Origin of the sequence: Streptosporangium minutum (assembly GCF_002149035.1) — a bacterium.
GTDB lineage: Bacteria > Actinomycetota > Actinomycetes > Streptosporangiales > Streptosporangiaceae > Streptosporangium > Streptosporangium minutum.
Genome location: NZ_NGFP01000020.1, coordinates 24462 through 39917 on the forward strand (window position 1 = coordinate 24462; position 15456 = coordinate 39917).

12 protein-coding genes are annotated in these 15456 nt (G+C 70.4%); 5 read left to right on the top strand and 7 right to left on the bottom strand.

Going from position 1 to position 15456, the window contains the following annotated elements:
- Positions 1-12 precede the first annotated feature (12 nt).
- Positions 13-1197 carry a 1-deoxy-D-xylulose-5-phosphate reductoisomerase gene (gene dxr / locus CA984_RS06940; RefSeq protein ID WP_207620764.1) on the bottom strand — a complete coding sequence of 395 codons (1185 nt, stop codon included), beginning with the start codon at positions 1195-1197 and terminating at the stop codon, positions 13-15.
- Between the two features lie 184 nt (positions 1198-1381).
- Here dxr and CA984_RS06945 point away from each other — a divergent pair, with 184 nt between their 5' ends.
- Together CA984_RS06945 and CA984_RS06950 are read left to right on the top strand one after the other, a co-directional pair.
- Positions 1382-2410, top strand: a complete 1029-nt coding sequence (locus CA984_RS06945) for a trypsin-like serine peptidase (protein WP_086569425.1) — start codon at positions 1382-1384, stop codon at positions 2408-2410.
- A gap of 53 nt (positions 2411-2463) precedes the next feature.
- Positions 2464-3486, top strand: coding sequence for a trypsin-like serine peptidase (locus CA984_RS06950; protein ID WP_086569427.1), 1023 nt, complete (start codon positions 2464-2466; stop codon positions 3484-3486).
- 238 nt (positions 3487-3724) lie between these two features.
- Here CA984_RS06950 and CA984_RS06955 read toward each other — a convergent pair whose 3' ends face one another.
- Positions 3725-5152, bottom strand: a complete 1428-nt coding sequence (locus tag CA984_RS06955; protein WP_086569429.1) for an aldehyde dehydrogenase family protein — start codon at positions 5150-5152, stop codon at positions 3725-3727.
- A gap of 215 nt (positions 5153-5367) precedes the next feature.
- Between CA984_RS06955 and CA984_RS06960 the strand changes: the two genes are divergently transcribed.
- Positions 5368-5994 (top strand): TetR/AcrR family transcriptional regulator, encoded by a 627-nt coding sequence (locus tag CA984_RS06960; protein ID WP_086569431.1) that lies wholly within the window; start codon positions 5368-5370, stop codon positions 5992-5994.
- A gap of 45 nt (positions 5995-6039) precedes the next feature.
- On the opposite strand, the gene CA984_RS06965 is transcribed toward CA984_RS06960, so the two are convergent.
- Positions 6040-7503: a PucR family transcriptional regulator gene (locus CA984_RS06965; protein ID WP_341351700.1), complete on the bottom strand. Its 1464-nt coding sequence runs from the start codon at positions 7501-7503 to the stop codon at positions 6040-6042.
- A 93-nt stretch (positions 7504-7596) separates the two neighbouring features.
- Here CA984_RS06965 and gabT point away from each other — a divergent pair, with 93 nt between their 5' ends.
- Together gabT and CA984_RS06975 are read left to right on the top strand one after the other, a co-directional pair.
- Complete coding sequence (gabT, locus tag CA984_RS06970; protein WP_086569435.1) at positions 7597-8949, top strand: 4-aminobutyrate--2-oxoglutarate transaminase; 1353 nt, start codon at positions 7597-7599, stop codon at positions 8947-8949.
- A gap of 179 nt (positions 8950-9128) precedes the next feature.
- Positions 9129-9374: a hypothetical protein gene (locus CA984_RS06975; protein WP_086569437.1), complete on the top strand. Its 246-nt coding sequence runs from the start codon at positions 9129-9131 to the stop codon at positions 9372-9374.
- Between the two features lie 103 nt (positions 9375-9477).
- Here the strand turns inward: CA984_RS06975 and CA984_RS06980 are convergent, their stop codons facing one another.
- From CA984_RS06980 to CA984_RS06995, 4 genes are all read right to left on the bottom strand, one after another.
- Positions 9478-11181 (bottom strand): ABC transporter family substrate-binding protein, encoded by a 1704-nt coding sequence (locus tag CA984_RS06980; RefSeq protein ID WP_086569440.1) that lies wholly within the window; start codon positions 11179-11181, stop codon positions 9478-9480.
- Between the two features lie 21 nt (positions 11182-11202).
- Positions 11203-13263, bottom strand: a complete 2061-nt coding sequence (locus CA984_RS06985) for an ABC transporter ATP-binding protein (protein WP_086569443.1) — start codon at positions 13261-13263, stop codon at positions 11203-11205.
- Positions 13264-13334: 71 nt separating this feature from the next.
- Positions 13335-14174 carry an ABC transporter permease gene (locus tag CA984_RS06990; RefSeq protein WP_086569445.1) on the bottom strand — a complete coding sequence of 280 codons (840 nt, stop codon included), beginning with the start codon at positions 14172-14174 and terminating at the stop codon, positions 13335-13337.
- Positions 14175-15152 (bottom strand): ABC transporter permease, encoded by a 978-nt coding sequence (locus CA984_RS06995; RefSeq protein ID WP_086569448.1) that lies wholly within the window; start codon positions 15150-15152, stop codon positions 14175-14177. It abuts the gene before it with no gap.
- Between the last annotated feature and the right edge of the window lie 304 nt (positions 15153-15456).

The following is a 15456-nucleotide window of genomic DNA, read 5'->3' on the forward strand; positions in this document are numbered from 1 at the left end:
ACTTTCCCCAGTCTAGGCAGTCGCGGTGAGCTCCCGAGCCCTCGCCCGTGCCCATCCGTCGGCGTCGAGCACCTCCTCGACGGAATCCGCCCGAGTCACCGTGTGCTCGGAGACCACAGCGGCCACAGTGTCGACGATACCCAGGAAGGGCAGCCGCCCGGAGAGGAACGCCTCGACGCACACCTCATTGGCGGCGTTGTAGACGGCGGGGGCCGTGCCGCCGGCGGAGCCGACCTGGCGGGCCAGCGCGACGGAGGGGAAGGCCTCGTCGTCGAGGGGGTCGAAGGTCCAGGTGCTGGACGTGGTCCAGTCGACCGTGGGGGCGGCTCCGGCGACCCGTTCCGGCCAGCCGAGGGCCAGCGCGATGGGCAGCCTCATGTCGGGCGGGCTCGCCTGGGCGATGACCGAGCCGTCCACGAACTCCACCATGGAGTGGACGACCGACTGCGGGTGGACCACGACGGTGATCCTGTCGAAGCCGATGTCGAAGAGCAGGTGGGCCTCGATGACCTCCAGCCCCTTGTTCACGAGTGTGGCGGAGTTCACGGTGATGACCGGGCCCATCGACCAGGTCGGGTGCGCCAGGGCCTGCTCGGGGGTGACGTCCGTCAGCTCGGCTCGCGACCTGCCGCGGAAGGGACCGCCGCTCGCGGTGACGACCAGGCCGCGCACCGCCGACGCGTCGGGGCCGGTGGGACCGGCGGCCCACAGGCACTGGGCGAGGGCGGCGTGCTCGGAGTCGACCGGAATGAGCTGCCCCGGCTTGGCCAGGCGTTTCACCAGCGGCCCGCCGATGATCAGCGACTCCTTGTTGGCGAGGGCCAGCACCCGGCCCGCCTCCAGGGCGGCCAGCGTCGAGGTCAGCCCCAGAGCGCCGGTGATGCCGTTGAGCACCGTGTCGGACGGCCAGGCGGCGGCCTCCGCGACCCCCTCCGGCCCGGCGAGCACTTTGGCGCTCACCCCGTGGGCGGCCAGGGCCTCCCGCAGCGCGGGCACGGCCGAGGGGTCGGCGACGGCCACCGCGTCGGGCCGGAACTCGGCCGCCTGGCGGGCCAGCAGGTCGATCCGGCCGCCTCCGGCGGCGAGCGCCGCCACCCGGAACCGGCCGGGGTTGCGGGCGATGACGTCGAGGGACTGGGTCCCGATGGAGCCGGTCGAGCCGAGCAGGACAACGGAGCGGATGGTGTCTGACTGCACCGCCCCATTCTCCCGGCTCTCGTCTCCCTGTCGAATCGGCGCCGAAATCTGTGATCCGTGAAACACGAGATAAAAGGCACTATTTAAGTCTGAATTTTGCCATATCAATACTTGTAAATCCTGAGAAATGCGGTCATATAGCGCACTAGCTTCCCGAGTCAGCATCAGGTCTCGGGAGGTACAAATGCGCCGCAGGGCACGCCTGGTCCCCATCATCACCCTCGCCGCGGGCAGCACCCTGCTCTCGGCGGCGGTCGCACACAGCGCCGGCGCGACAGCGGCCGGTCCGCAGCCGATCGGGAAGGAGGCCGCCGACACCACGACCGAACAGCGCACCGTCCAGCGTTACTGGACGGAGGCGAAGATGGAGGCCGCCCAGCCGCTCGACGCCCTCGCGCCGAAGAAGGGCGCCGTCCGGCTCACCGCGGCGGCGATCGCGGCCCAGGCGGCGGCCGACCCCGTCTCGGTCCCCGCGACCTCACCGGCCGGCGACACCGTCACGGCCGCCCGGACGTCCGCCGCACGCGCCTCCACCGGGTCGGCCTGGACCCGCGGGGGCGCGATCGCCAGGACCGCCGGACGGGTGTTCTTCACCTACCAGGGCCGCAACGCCTCCTGCTCGGGCAATGCGGTGACCAGCGACAACGGAAGCACCGTGATCACCGCCGGGCACTGCGTGAAGATGGGCGGCGCCTTCCACGGCAACTGGGTGTTCGTCCCGGGCTACGACAGGGGCGACCGGCCGCACGGCACCTGGGTGGCGACCGCGCTCTACACCACCCCGCAGTGGAACAACAGCGAGGACGTCAACTACGACGTGGCCGCCGCCGTGGTGGCCCCGCTGAACGGCCGGTCGCTGACCGACGCGGTGGGCGGCCAGGGCGTCTCCTTCAACCGGGCCCGGCGGCAGCGGATGCACTCCTTCGGCTACCCCGCCGCCGCCCCCTACGACGGGTCGAAGCTGGTCTACTGCGCCGGTCGGGCGTTCGACGACTTCCTGATGTCCCGTGACATCGGACTGAACTGCGACATGACCGGCGGGTCGAGCGGCGGCCCCTGGTTCACCGACTTCGACGAGAGCACCGGCCTGGGCACGCTGAACTCGGTGAACAGCTTCAAGTACGGCTTCGCCTCCGGCTGGATGTTCGGCCCGTACTTCGGGACCGACGCGCAGGCCGTCTACGAGGCCGCCCAGGGCGCCGACACTCCCTGATCTTTACTTAAAGTAGTCACAACAACACACCACGTAGTGCAAAATCGGGTCTCATGACCTCGAGCCTCCCCCTGCTTGCGGGTGCCGCGCTTGTCGCCGGCCTGCTGGGCGCACCCCAGACCGGCGCGACGACCACGGAACACGGGCGGTGGGCCGTCAGCGCCTCCCGCCCCCAGCCGGCCGCGAAGGCCCGGCCGGCCGCGAAAACCGCGGTCGTGGCCGACAGGGACGACGTCGTCGAGCGCGTGGCCGCCCGCGGCACGCCGGACCAGCGCCACGTGCTCGACTACTGGACCCCCCGGCGCATGGCGGCCGCCGTCCCGATCGACCTGCTCGGGACGGCGGCGGGGATGTTCGGCAAGCCCGCCGTCCCGCTCCGCCAGCGCGGCGCCCGCACCGCCGGGACGCGCTGGAACGCGGGCGGGTCGGTGACGCGCACCACCGGGCGGGTCTTCCTCACCCTCGGCGGGCTCGACTTCGTGTGCTCGGCGAGCTCGGTCAGGAGCACCAACAAGGACCTCGTGGTGACCGCCGGGCACTGCGTCAAGGACGGCACCGGAGCGTGGGCGGACAACTGGACCTTCGTGCCCGGTTACGACCAGGGGCGCCGGCCGTACGGGCAGTTCACCGCACGGCGCATGTTCGTCGCGGGCCCGTGGTCGCGCAGCGCGGACGACAGCTACGACATCGGCATGGTGGCGCTCAACCACAGGGGCGGCAGGCATCTGGGGGAGGTCGTCGGCGGTCAGGGGATCGCCTTCGGCGCCGCCAGGGGCCGCCAGACCCACGGTTTCGGCTTCCCCGCCGAACCCCCCTACAACGGCGAGCACCTGGTCTACTGCGCGGGCCCGGTCCGCGACGACCCGCACGGCCAGACCGACGACCAGGGCATGCGCTGCGACATGACCGCCGGCTCCAGCGGCGGTCCCTGGCTGAGCGGCTTCGACGTCGCCACCGGGCGCGGCACGATCACCTCGGTGAGCAGCTTCAAGTACAGCGACGACCGCGGCACCATGTACGGGCCCTACTTCGGCGACGTGGCCAGGGAGCTCTACGCCACGGCCGAGAGGTCGTGACCACGGTGCGTGCCGTCAGCGCCCGGACCTCCGCCCGGGTCATGACGGAGCCAACGGCCGGAGGGAACCGGAGACCTCCCGGCCGGTGACCGGTCCCCGTACGGCACGGCCCGCGCCCCGGGGCGGCGGGGGCGGGCCGTACACGACTTCAGGGCCGCACACGGCTTTCAGAGACGCCGTACACGGTTTTCAGAGACACGGTCGGTTCTTCAGAGAGAGGCGGGCCGTGCGCGAACCGTCAGAGGGAAAGCCCTGTGAGGACCATGACCTTCTCGTAGGTGAAGTCCGCCATGGCCGAGCGGACGCCCTCGCGGCCGACGCCGGAGTCCTTGACGCCGCCGTAGGGCATCTGGTCGGCGCGGTAGGACGGGACGTCTCCGATGATCACACCGCCGACCTCGAGCTCCCGGTTCGCCCGGAAGGCGATGTCCAGGTTGCGGGTGAAGATCCCGGCCTGCAGGCCGTACCTGGAGTCGTTGACCGCGGCGAAGGCCTCGTCGACGCCCGGCACGGACTGGACGATCATCACGGGCCCGAAGACCTCCTCGCAGGAGACCTTGGCGTCGTGCGGCACGTCGGCCAGGACGGTCGGCGCGACGGTGGCGCCGTCGCGGGTGCCGCCGGCGAGCAGCCGGGCGCCGGCCGCGACGGCCTCCTTGACCCACTGCTCGACGCGCTCGGCGGCCTCGACGGAGACGAGCGGGCCGACCTGGGTCCTGTCGTCGGCGGGATCTCCGGTGACCAGGGCCTCGACGGCGGGGACGAGCCTGGCCACGAAGTCCTCACGCACCGACTCCTCGACGATCACCCGCTGGACCGCGATGCAGCTCTGCCCGGCCTGGTAGTTGGAGAACAGCGCCACCCGGGAGGCGGCCCAGTCGAGGTCGGCGTCGGCGAGCACGACGGCGGCGGCGTTGCCGCCGAGTTCGAGGGTGACGTGCTTGCGCGGCACCTGGTCCATGATCGCGTAACCGACGGGCCCGGAGCCGGTGAAGGAGACGACCGGCAGGCGCGGGTCGTCGACCAGACCGGCGGCGCGGTCGTTGGGCACGGGGAGCACGGAGAACATGCCCTCGGGCAGCGCGGTCTCGGCCAGGATCTCGCCGAGCACGAGGGAGGAGATCGGCGTCGCCGGGGCCGGCTTGACGATGATCGGGGCGCCGACCGCGATGGCCGGGGCGACCTTGTGGGCCACCAGGTTGAGCGGGAAGTTGAACGGCGTGATCGCCAGGACCGGGCCGTGCGGGACGCGCGAGACGTAGGCGAGGCGGCCGGCGGAGGCGGCCTCGGTGTCCAGTCGCACGGCCTCGCCGCCGAGCCGGCGGGTCTCCTCGGCGGCGAACCGGAAGGTGGAGACCGCGCGGTTCACCTCGCCACGGGCCCAGAAGATCGGCTTGCCGTTCTCCTCCATGATCAGGCGGGCGATCTCCTCGGCCCGCTCGGCCAAGCGGCGCGAGACGTGGGCGAGAGCCTCGGCCCGCACATGGATGGGGAGCGCGGCGGCCTGCTTCTGCACGGCCGCCGCGGCGGCGACGGCCTCTTCCACCTGGGCGGCGGTCGGCACGGAGCAGACGCCGACGACACGGCCGTCATGGGAGTTGGTCACGGTGAGCTCGGCGTCCCCCGTGGCGGGGCGGCCGGCGAGCCAGAAGGGGCGCACGTCCATGGCACCGACGGTATGCCACCCGCCCGGGAGTGGCGTTACTCCACTACGCACAAGACACTTGCGCGGGCACGCCGTTACGCATAAAAATATCTCCCTCTCTGCCTGTAACGAAAATGGGGCGGATTATGGATATTTCTTATATGGCAGCGGTTTGAAGGATCGCCGCCCTGGCTAAGTCATCGAATGCAACCCCGAGAGCGGAAGGGCGTGGCCGCATGACCTCATCGGCGCCGCGCGGACTGCAGGGCGCCTATCTGGTCGGCGAACGGGCCACCCAGGACGAACTCCGCGGCAGGCTGCTCGACGTGGCCAGTCAACTCCTCGTCACCATCGGTCCCGAAAGCCTGTCGATGCGCCGCATCGCCACCGAGGCCGGGTGCTCGACGACCGTCATCTACACCATGTTCGGCAGCAAGGAAGGCCTGGCCGAGGCGCTTTACCTTGAGGGTTTCGAGCGGTTCCGGCGGCGTCTGGAGTCGGTGCCCGCCCGCAGGAACGCGCTGGAGCACCTCACCGCGCTCGGTCCCGCCTACCGGGAGGCCGCGCTGGCCGAACCCGGCTACTACGCCCTGATGTTCGAGCGGGCGATCCCCGGATTCCTGCCGAGCGAGCGGGCCCGGACCCTGGCGCGGGCGGCGCTCAACGTCCTCGACCGGGTAATCGCCGACTGCATCTCGGCCGGATACATCATCCCGACGCAGCCCAGGAAGATCGCCGACGCCCTCTGGGCGGCCGCGCAGGGCGCCATCAGCCTGGAGCGCGCCGGGCACCTGCGTGACAGCCGCACCTATGACGCGGTCACCTACGCCACCATCTCCCGTTACCTGGTCGACAGGCCCTGACCCGCCGTTCCGGCGCCCGCCTCCGCGGGGAGCCCGGGGACCGCCTCACTCGGTGACGGCCAGCGCGACCCAGAGCTCGGCGCGGGCCGCCGGGTCGTCGAGGTCGCGGCCGAGGAGCTCGGCGACCCGGCGCATGCGGTAGCGCAGGGTGTGCCGGTGCACGCCGAGCCGCTGCGCCGCCGCGTCCCAGTGGCCGTTGCAGGCCAGGTAGGCGCGGAGGGACTCCAGCAGGTCGGCGCGCGAGCCGTACTCGCGCAGGGGGGCGAGCAGCGCCGAGGAGAACGCCGCGGTCATGCCCGGGTCCAGCAGGGACAGCAGGCCCTGGCCCGCGAGGTCGGCGAAGCGCATGACGGGCTCGGCTGCGCGACGGGCCGAGGCGAGCGCCCGGTCTGCCTGGTCGAGCCCGGCGCGCAGGTCGTCGAGGCCGACCGGGGAGCCGATGCCGACCGGGCCGTGCTCCCGCAGCGCCGAGACGGTGTCCTCGGCGCGATCCGCCGCGACGACGACCACCGCCCGGTCGCCGGCGGCCACCGCGAACTCGTGGCCCGCGGCCTCCAGCACCGCCTCCTGGTCGCCGCCGGCGGCCAGGACGACCACGGGGCCGCCCGGGAGCCCGTCTCCCAGCAGTTCCAGCGTCTCCTGCGCGGCCCGCACCTGCCCGGCCAGCAGCAGCCGGAGCACCGCCGAACGGACCCGGCGCTCGGCCGCCAGGTGCTCCCTGCCGTGCTCGATGGCGAGCGTCAGCAGGGAGCCGGCGGCGTTGACCACGGTGTGCGCGACCGGCGTGAACGGCCGGTCGAGGCCGACCGCGAAGAACCCCCGGACGCGACGGGCGCCCAGCGGATGCACGATGACGTGCTCCCCCGGCGTGGAGAGTGCCAGGCTCGCGGGCGCGCCCCCGCCCGCGGGCCTGCGCAGGCGCTCCAGCTCGGGAAGGAGGTCGGCGGTGCGGCCCGCGCCCTCTCCGGCCGCGTGCCGTACGGCTCCCGCCTCGTCGAGCAGGGCGGCCCAGCCTCCGAGCTCCCGGGCCAGGCCGTCGACCACCGCGCGGGGGCCCTCGGGGAGGAGGGCCGCACGGGTGAGGCGGCCCTGGGTGACGAAGGCGCGTCTGATCTCGTCGTACTGCTCGGCGGCGATCAGGTCGCTGACCAGCTTGCCGATCGCGACGAACGGGGTGTCGCGCGGCACCTCGATCAGCGGCAGCCCCGCCCGCGCCGCCGCCTCCACCAGCCCGGCCGGAATCACCTCGTGTCCCAGCCCGACGCCGAACCCGAGCCCGGTGACCCCCTTGCCGACCAGCCGGTCGACGTACGGCCCGGCGGTGCCGGCGTCCAGGCGCATGCCCGTGGTGAGGACCAGCTCGCCGCCCTCCAGGAAGGGGGTCGGGTCCTCCAGCTCGCTGACCGCCACCCAGCGCACCGGCCGGTCGAGCGCGTCCTGTCCGGTGAGCACGCCGAGCTTGAGCGGCAGGCGTCGCACGACGGTGCGGAGCGTCGGCGCCACAACCACCCCCGGGATTTGTACGTTACGGCCAGAGCGCTATCGGCAATTTTGCCATAGTGCATCATCCGCATACCGGCATGTGCGACATACCGTCGCAGTATGAGCACCGTCACCCAGGGCGGCCCCTCGCTTCCGCAGGAGCGCCGGGTCGTCACCGAGATTCCCGGCCCGAAGTCCCGCGAGATGTTCGCCCGGAAGCAGGCCGCCGTTCCCCAGGGCATCGGCACCACGCTGCCGGTATTCGTGACGCACGCCGGCGGCGGCGTCGTCGTCGACGCCGACGGCAACTCGCTGATCGACTTCGGCTCCGGCATCGCGGTGACCAGCGTCGGCAACGCCGCCCCGCGCGTGGTCGAGCGGGTTCAGAAGCAGGTCGCGGACTTCACCCACACCTGCTTCATGGTCACGCCGTACGAGTCCTACGTCCAGGTCTGCGAGAAGCTCAACGAGCTCACGCCCGGTGACCACGAGAAGCGCACCTTCCTGCTCAACAGCGGCGCCGAGGCCGTGGAGAACGCGGTCAAGGTCGCCCGGCACGCCACGGGGCGCCAGGCGGTCGTCGTGTTCGACCACGGCTACCACGGCCGGACCCTGCTGACGATGTCGCTGACGGCCAAGAACATGCCGTACAAGCACAGGTTCGGCCCGTTCGCCCCCGAGGTCTACCGGGTGCCGCTGGCCTACCCCTTCCGCTGGCTCACCGGCCCGGAGAACTGCGCGGAGGAGGCGGCCGCCCAGGCCATCGACCAGATCACCAAGCAGGTCGGCGCGGAGAACGTGGCCGCCGTGGTGATCGAGCCGATCGCCGGCGAGGGCGGCTTCATCGAGCCGGCCAGGGGCTTCCTGCCGAAGATCGCGGAGTTCTGCCGCGAGAACGGCATCGTCTTCATCGCCGACGAGGTCCAGACCGGCTTCTCCCGCACCGGCGACCTGTTCGCCTGCGAGGACGAGGGCATCGTCCCGGACATCATCGTCACCGCCAAGGGCATCGCGGGCGGCCTGCCACTGGCGGCCGTCACCGGCCGCGCCGAACTCCTCGACAAGGTCCACGTCGGCGGGCTGGGCGGCACCTACGGCGGCAACCCGCTCGCCTGCGAGGCGGCGCTGGGCGTGCTGGAGACCATCGAGGCCGACGACCTGACCGGCAGGGCCCGCCGCATCGGCGAGGTCATGCTCCCCCGGCTGCGCGCCATCGCCGGTGAGAACCCGGTGGTCGGCGACGTGCGCGGCCGCGGCGCCATGATCGCCATCGAGCTGGTCGTCCCCGGCACCAAGGACCCGCACCCCACCGCGGCGGGCGAGATCGCCAAGAGGTGCCACGCCGAGGGCCTGCTCGTGCTGACCGCGGGCACCTACGGCAACGTCCTGCGTTTCCTGCCGCCGCTGGTCATGCCCGACCACCTGCTGGAAGAGGGCCTGGCGATCCTGGAGAAGATCATCAGCGAGGTCTGACGGTTTAGATCACCCCAAAAGGGGCACCCGGCTTGAGGCTGGGTGCCCCTTTTGCTGCTGTACGCCCCCTAGGCAGGAAGTGATTTAACCACTGCTTGACACCCACCAAAGCGATCACGGGTCGCTGCGGCGTTATAACGGTTCCGATATGACACTGCGCGATCAAGACGGGAGGCGCGATGAACTGGGGGCCGAACAGAACGGCGCAGAACACGCTGACATTCGATCCTGAGGGCCTGACCCGCACCCAGCGTGAGGGCGACGCCTGCGTGGCCTGCCACAAGAAATGGCCCCGCCCACGGATCAGGATCGGGCGCCTGCCCGACGACGGGGCCCTGTTCGCCTGCCCGGAATGCGCGGACGCGCTGACCCAGGACCTCCAGGAGAACGTCTACCCCCTCCAGCGCCGCGTGGCCTTCTCCTGAGCCCCGCTCCTGGGACCTCACGGGGCGGGTCCCGGACCGGACGGGGTGAGACGGCAGTGCCCTCCCCCGCCGCAGCGGAGAAGGGCACAGGGGGTTCCGGCGGCTACTTGGTGAAGCCGATGGAGGTCCAGCTCTTGTCGGCGTACCCGAAGGAGCCGTAGTTGGCCAGGTTCTTCTTGGTGGCGAAGATGTCGGGGCGCTGGTACATCGGGATGGTGTGGACCAGGTCCCAGATCATCTTGTCGGCCTGGTTGCCCAGCTCGATCGCCTTGGCCGGGTCCATCTCGCCCGCGGCCTGGTCGATCAGCTTGTCCAGCTCGGGGGTGCCGATGCGCGGGAAGTTGCTGCCGAAGTTCTCCGCGCTGACGGGCGTCTTGTAGATCTGCGGCAGGGCGCCGTTCGGGAACGGCGTGCCCAGCCAGGAGAACGGCACGATGTCGAAGTTGCCGGGGATGATGAAGTCGTCGAAGAACTTGTCGACCGGGACCGGCTCGACGGTGACCTTGATGCCGATCTCCTTCAGCATCGCCTGGGTGAGCTCACCCTCCTGCTTGGCCGTGGGCAGGGAGGACGGGACGGTGAAGCGGATCGCGAACTCCTTGCCGTCCTTCTTGCGGTACTCACCCTCCTGCTTCCAGCCGGCGGCGTCCAGGAGCTGCTTGGCCTTCTCCGGGTTGTACTTGCCGAGCTCACCGGAGTTGTCCACGTAACCCTTGTGGGTGTTCATGTACAGGTGGTTGTTGAGCGTCTGGATCGGCCAGTCCATGTCCTTGAGGTCGGACTGGGCGATCACCTCGCGGTTGATGCCGAGCTGGACGGCCTGGCGGACCGACTTGTCCTTGAGGAACTCGCTGGAGCCGTTGACGGTGAAGTGGCGCCAGTTCGGGGCGGCCGCCTTGCGGATGTCGACGTCCGGCACCCCCTTGGCCCGCTTGAGGTCGGAGGCGCTCGCCGGGATCTCGACCGCGTCGATCTCGCCGTTGGCGAAGGCGTTCAGCTTGGCGGTGTCCTCGATGGTCCGGAAGATGACCTTGTCGAGCTTGGCCTTCTGCCCCCACCACTTGTCATCGCGGACGAGCGTGGCGGTCTTGCTGGTCTGGTCGACGGACTCGACCTTGAACGGCCCCGCCGTGACCGGGAGCTTGTCGATCCAGCCCTTGTTGAACGCCTCGGGCGTCTCGTTCGTCGAGGCGGGGTAGAGCGGCGAGAACATGCCCGGCCAGTCCGGGTAGTTCTTGGCGAAGGTCACCACCACGTCCTTGTCGGTGGCGCCCTTCTCCACCGACTCGACCCGGTCGTAGCCGTCGGTCGAGGAGACCTGGTACTTCTTGTTGGAGCCGTTCAGGGCCTTCCACTGGGCCTGGAAGTCCTTGTAGGTCATCGGCGTGCCGTCCGACCACGTGGCCTTTTCGTGGATCTTGTAGGTGACGACCTGCTTGCCCCCGGTGAGCTCCATCTTCCACTCGGTGACGTAGTCGGGGTTGTTGGTGACCTCGGCCTTGTCGTTGGCGATGGCGACGAGCGGGATGATCGGCTCGATCACGTCGTCGGTGCTGGCGTTGGTGCCGTTGACCTGGTTGTAGTTCCACTGGGTCTGCCACAGGCCGAGCGCGAGCTTCAGCGTGCCGCCGTCGGCCACCTGGTCGTAGGCGACGGGGTTGATCGTGCTTCCGGGGATCGTGGCGGCCTGCTCCTTGGCGGCCTCGCTCGACGCGGCCTTGGGCTTGTCGGCGCCGCCGCCGGCGCAGGCGGTGAGGGCCATGGCCAGGAGCGCGGCTCCGCCGATGGCCTTGTAGCCAACCTTCACGTGTTCCTCCAACAGGGGTCGTCAGCGACGCGAGGTCACGACGACCTCGGCCTCTTCGGGGTAGTGGCAGGCGGCGCCGTGATCGACGGCGGGCGCGAGCCGTACAACAGAGGGCTCTTCCTCGGCGCACCTGCGTGCCTCCTCGGCGCCCAGCAGGGCGCGCTTGGGGCAGCGGGTGCGGAAGCGGCAGCCCGACGGGGGGTCGGCCGGGCTGGGCAGGTCGCCTTCGAGCAGGATCCGCTCGCGTGAGCGCTCCAGATCGGGGTCGGGCAGCGGGATCGCCGACAGCAGCGCCCGCGTGTAGGGGTGGGCGGGCCTGCCGTACACCTCGTCGACCGTGCCGATCTCGGCGATCCTGCCGAGATACATGACGGCGATCCGGTCCGCGAGGTGCCGGACCACCGACAGGTCGTGCGCGACGAACAGGTAGGACAGGCCGAGCCTGACCTTCAGGTCCTCCAGCAGGTTGATCACACCCGCCTGGATGGACACGTCGAGTGCCGACACCGGCTCGTCGAGCACGATCAGCCGGGGCTCCAGGGCCAGCGCGCGGGCGATGCCGATGCGCTGGCGCTGGCCGCCGGAGAAGTGCTGCGGGTAGCGCTGGGCGTGGCTCGGGTCCAGGCCCACCAGGCTGAGCAGCTCGGCGATCCGGGCGGCGACGTCCTTGCGGCCGTGCGCGCGGAGCGGCTCGGCGAGGATGTCGCCGACCGGCATGCGCGGGTCGAGCGCGGCCATCGGGTCCTGGAAGACGATCTGCAGGTCCCGGCGGAGCGCCTTGCGGTCGGCGCCGGCCAGCGTGGCGCTGTCCTTGCCGAGCACGACGACGGTGCCGCCCTGGGGGGCCTCCAGCTGCATGATCTGCTGGAGGGTGGTGGTCTTGCCGCAGCCCGACTCACCGACCAGGGCGAGCGTCTCGCCCTCGGCGACGTCGAAGCTGATGCCGTCCACCGCGTACACGGTGCCGACCCGGCGCTTGAACACCGCGCCCTTCATGAGCGGGTAGTGCCGGATCATGTTCTCGACGCTGAGCACCGTGTCGCGCTCGGCGCGCGGCCGGGGCTCGGCCGTCTCGGCGGGCGCCTCGGGCACCGGGTAGATCGTGGCGCCGTCGAGGCCCTTGAGCTCGATCTCGTGCGAGCGGATGCAGGCCGACAGCCGGGTGCCGGGTCCGATCCGCTCCAGGTCGGGCTCCGCCTCGTCGCAGGCGCTGACCCTCATCGGGCAGCGGGGTGCGAACGGGCAGCCCGGCGGCAGCGCCGCGGGCGAGGGCGGGTTGCCGTCGATGGGGATGAGCCGCGCGGTCGGGCGGTCCATGCGCGGGATCGAGGCGAGCAGGCCCATCGTGTACGGCTGGCGCGGACGGTAGTAGATCTCGTCCACGGTGCCGAGCTCGACCGGCTTGCCGGCGTACATGACCAGCACCCGGTCGGCGATGCCGGCGACGACCCCGAGGTCATGCGTGATCATCACGATGCCGGCGCCGGTCTCCCGCTGCGCGGTCTTGAGCACCTCCAGGACCTGGGCCTGGATGGTGACGTCGAGCGCGGTGGTCGGCTCGTCGCAGATCAGCACGTCCGGGTCGTTGGCGATGGCCATGGCGATCATGGCGCGCTGGCGCATGCCGCCGGAGAACTCGTGCGGGAACGCCTTGGCCCGCACGTCCGGGTGCGGGATGCCGACCAGGTCCAGCAGCTCGACCGCCCGCTTGGCCGCCTTGTCCTTGCCGATCTTCTGGTGGATCCGCACGGCCTCGGCGATCTGGTCGCCGATGGTGTAGACGGGGGTGAAGGCCGACAGCGGGTCCTGGAAGATCATTCCGATGGTCTTGCCGCGGAGCCCGACGAGCTCGTCCTCCGGCATGTCGAGCAGTTCCCTGCCGTGCAGCCGGACCGAGCCGCTGATCTCGGCGCCGGCCGGGAGCAGTCCCATCACCGCCAGCGAGGTCACCGACTTGCCGGAGCCGGACTCGCCGACGATGCCGAGGACCTCGCCCCGGCTGAGCTGGTAGCTCACCCCCCGGACGGCCTTGATGCCGCCGCGGAAGGTGACGTTGAGATCGTTCACCTCAAGGATGGGCATGTTCCCCTCGCCTGATGGCCCGTCGAACCTGCCCCGCGCGCCGTGTCCGCGGGTCGTCTCGCTTCGCTCGTTCACTGGTTGCTCCCCGGGTCGAGCGCGTCGCGCAGGCCGTCGCCGACGAGGTTGACGCTGAGCACGAGGAGCACGAGCAGGCCGGCCGGGAACAGGAACAGCCAGGGGTAGCCGGTGACCTGCCCGCTACCCGCCGCGATCAGCGTGCCGAGTGAGACGTCGGGCGGCTGGACGCCGAAGCCGAAGAACGACAGGGACGCCTCGCCGATGATCGCCGCGCTGACGTTGAGCGTGGCGTCGATGATCAGCAGGGAGGAGAGGTTCGGCACGACGTGGCGGAGGATGATCCTCCAGCCGGGGATGCCCATGTAACGGGCGGCCAGGATGTACTCCCGCTCCCGCAGGGAGAGCGTCATGCTCCGCACCACCCGGGAGGTGATCATCCAGGAGAAGGCCGCGAGCAGGACCACGAACCAGAGCCACGAGCCGCCCTTGAGGTTCGGCGAGAGGATGGCGATGATCAGGAAGCTGGGCAGCACGAGCAGCAGGTCGGCCCCCCACATCAGGGCCCTGTCCACCCACCCGCCGAAGTAGCCGGCGGCGGCGCCGACCAGGGCGGCGACGCCGGTGGAGAAGAGGGCGACGAGGAAGCCGATGACGATCGACTTCTGCATGCCGCGCAAGGTCACCGCGTAGACGTCCTGGCCGATCTGGGTGGTGCCCCACCAGTGCTCGGCCGAGGGCGGCTCCAGGAAGGCCAGGAAGTCCTTGTCGGTCCAGGTGTGGGCGCCGACGAAGGGACCGGCGTAGGCGAGCAGCAGGAGCAGCAGGAGGGCGAGGAGTCCGTAGCGGGCCTGCGGGTTGCGCGCCAGGCGGGCGAGGACGACTTTCGAGCGCATCTAGTTCACCCGGACCCGGGGGTCGAGGGCGGCCACGGCGAAGTCCGACAGCAGGCCCGCGACCAGGACGCAGACGGCGGCGAACAGGCTCACCGCGGCGACCGCGTTGGTGTCGTTCTGCTGGATCGAGTCCACCAGCCAGGCCCCCATGCCGTGCCAGCCGAAGATCTTCTCGGTGAAGATCGCACCGGTCAGCAGCGTGCCGAAGGCGAAGGCGAAGTAGGTCGCGGCCGGGATCAGCGCGGTCCGCAGCGCGTGCTTGAACAGTGCCTTCCTGCGGCTGAGGCCCTTGGCCCTGGCGGTGCGGACGAAGTCCTGGCCCAGCACGTCCAGCATCATGTTGCGCTGGATCCGGCTGTAGAAGGCGATCTGCCCGAGGCAGAGCGAGATCGTCGGCAGGATCAGGTGATTGAGCCGGCTGGTGAACTGGTCCCAGCCGCTCAGCCCGGGGGTGTACTCGCCGGTGTACTCCAGGAGCGTGAAGCCCAGGACGCCGTTGAGCCCGACCGCCCCGATGGTGAGCATCGTCGCGATCACGAAGACCGGGATCGCCATGATGACGAAGGAGGTCACGCCGATCACCCGGTCGCTGATCGTGTACTGCCTGACCGCGGCGTAGGCCCCGACGGCCACACCGATGCCCGAGCCGACGATCGTGCCGATGAGCAGCAGTCGCAGGCTGACGCCGATGCGCCGGCCCATCTCGCCGTTGACCTCCTTGCCCTCCCAGGTCCTGCCGAGGTCGCCTTGGACGACTCCGGAGACCCAGGTGACGTACCGCTCGAAGACCGGCGTCTTGTCGTTGAGGTTGTAGTCGTCCAGCACCCCGTCGACGACCGCCTCCGCCACCGGCGGCTGGCGGCCTTCGTATTTGGCCCTGGGGTTGAGGCTGGTCGCGGCGAGAAAGTACGCCATGCTCGCGGCGATCGCCACGAGCAGGAGATTGCTGATCAACCGCTTCAGCATGTAGGCGCCCATCGTCCTCCCCTCGTGTGTCGCCCGAGAGCGCGAGGGGTGGCGTTGGCATCCACGTGAGCGGATGTCGCATATCCCCGTTAGCGCACGTTTAATCCCGCTTTGACTTTTTTAGTCTGGGATGAGCGAAACGATACCTGTCGGAGGGGGCCAGGCCGACCACCTGGCATAACGATCGGGAGTCATGGTGTCCGGATCCTGCAACAATGCCGGGACATAAGCTATACAGTCCCGCCGATATCGGGTGAGAGACGTCACACGACCTGGCCCGATACGCCGCGAGACGGCGGCCAGGTGATCATGGCCG

Bases quoted from the DNA above. Each gene is read 5' to 3' on its own strand.
- CA984_RS06950 (WP_086569427.1), top strand. From the start codon at position 2,464: ATGACCTCGAGCCTCCCCCTGCTTGCGGGTGCCGCGCTTGTCGCCGGC.
- CA984_RS06945 (WP_086569425.1), top strand. From the start codon at position 1,382: ATGCGCCGCAGGGCACGCCTGGTCCCCATCATCACCCTCGCCGCGGGC.
- gabT (WP_086569435.1), top strand. From the start codon at position 7,597: ATGAGCACCGTCACCCAGGGCGGCCCCTCGCTTCCGCAGGAGCGCCGG.
- CA984_RS06985 (WP_086569443.1), bottom strand. From the start codon at position 13,263: ATGCCCATCCTTGAGGTGAACGATCTCAACGTCACCTTCCGCGGCGGC.
- CA984_RS06995 (WP_086569448.1), bottom strand. From the start codon at position 15,152: ATGGGCGCCTACATGCTGAAGCGGTTGATCAGCAATCTCCTGCTCGTG.
- CA984_RS06955 (WP_086569429.1), bottom strand. From the start codon at position 5,152: ATGGACGTGCGCCCCTTCTGGCTCGCCGGCCGCCCCGCCACGGGGGAC.
- CA984_RS06990 (WP_086569445.1), bottom strand. From the start codon at position 14,174: ATGCGCTCGAAAGTCGTCCTCGCCCGCCTGGCGCGCAACCCGCAGGCC.
- CA984_RS06960 (WP_086569431.1), top strand. From the start codon at position 5,368: ATGACCTCATCGGCGCCGCGCGGACTGCAGGGCGCCTATCTGGTCGGC.
- CA984_RS06975 (WP_086569437.1), top strand. From the start codon at position 9,129: ATGAACTGGGGGCCGAACAGAACGGCGCAGAACACGCTGACATTCGAT.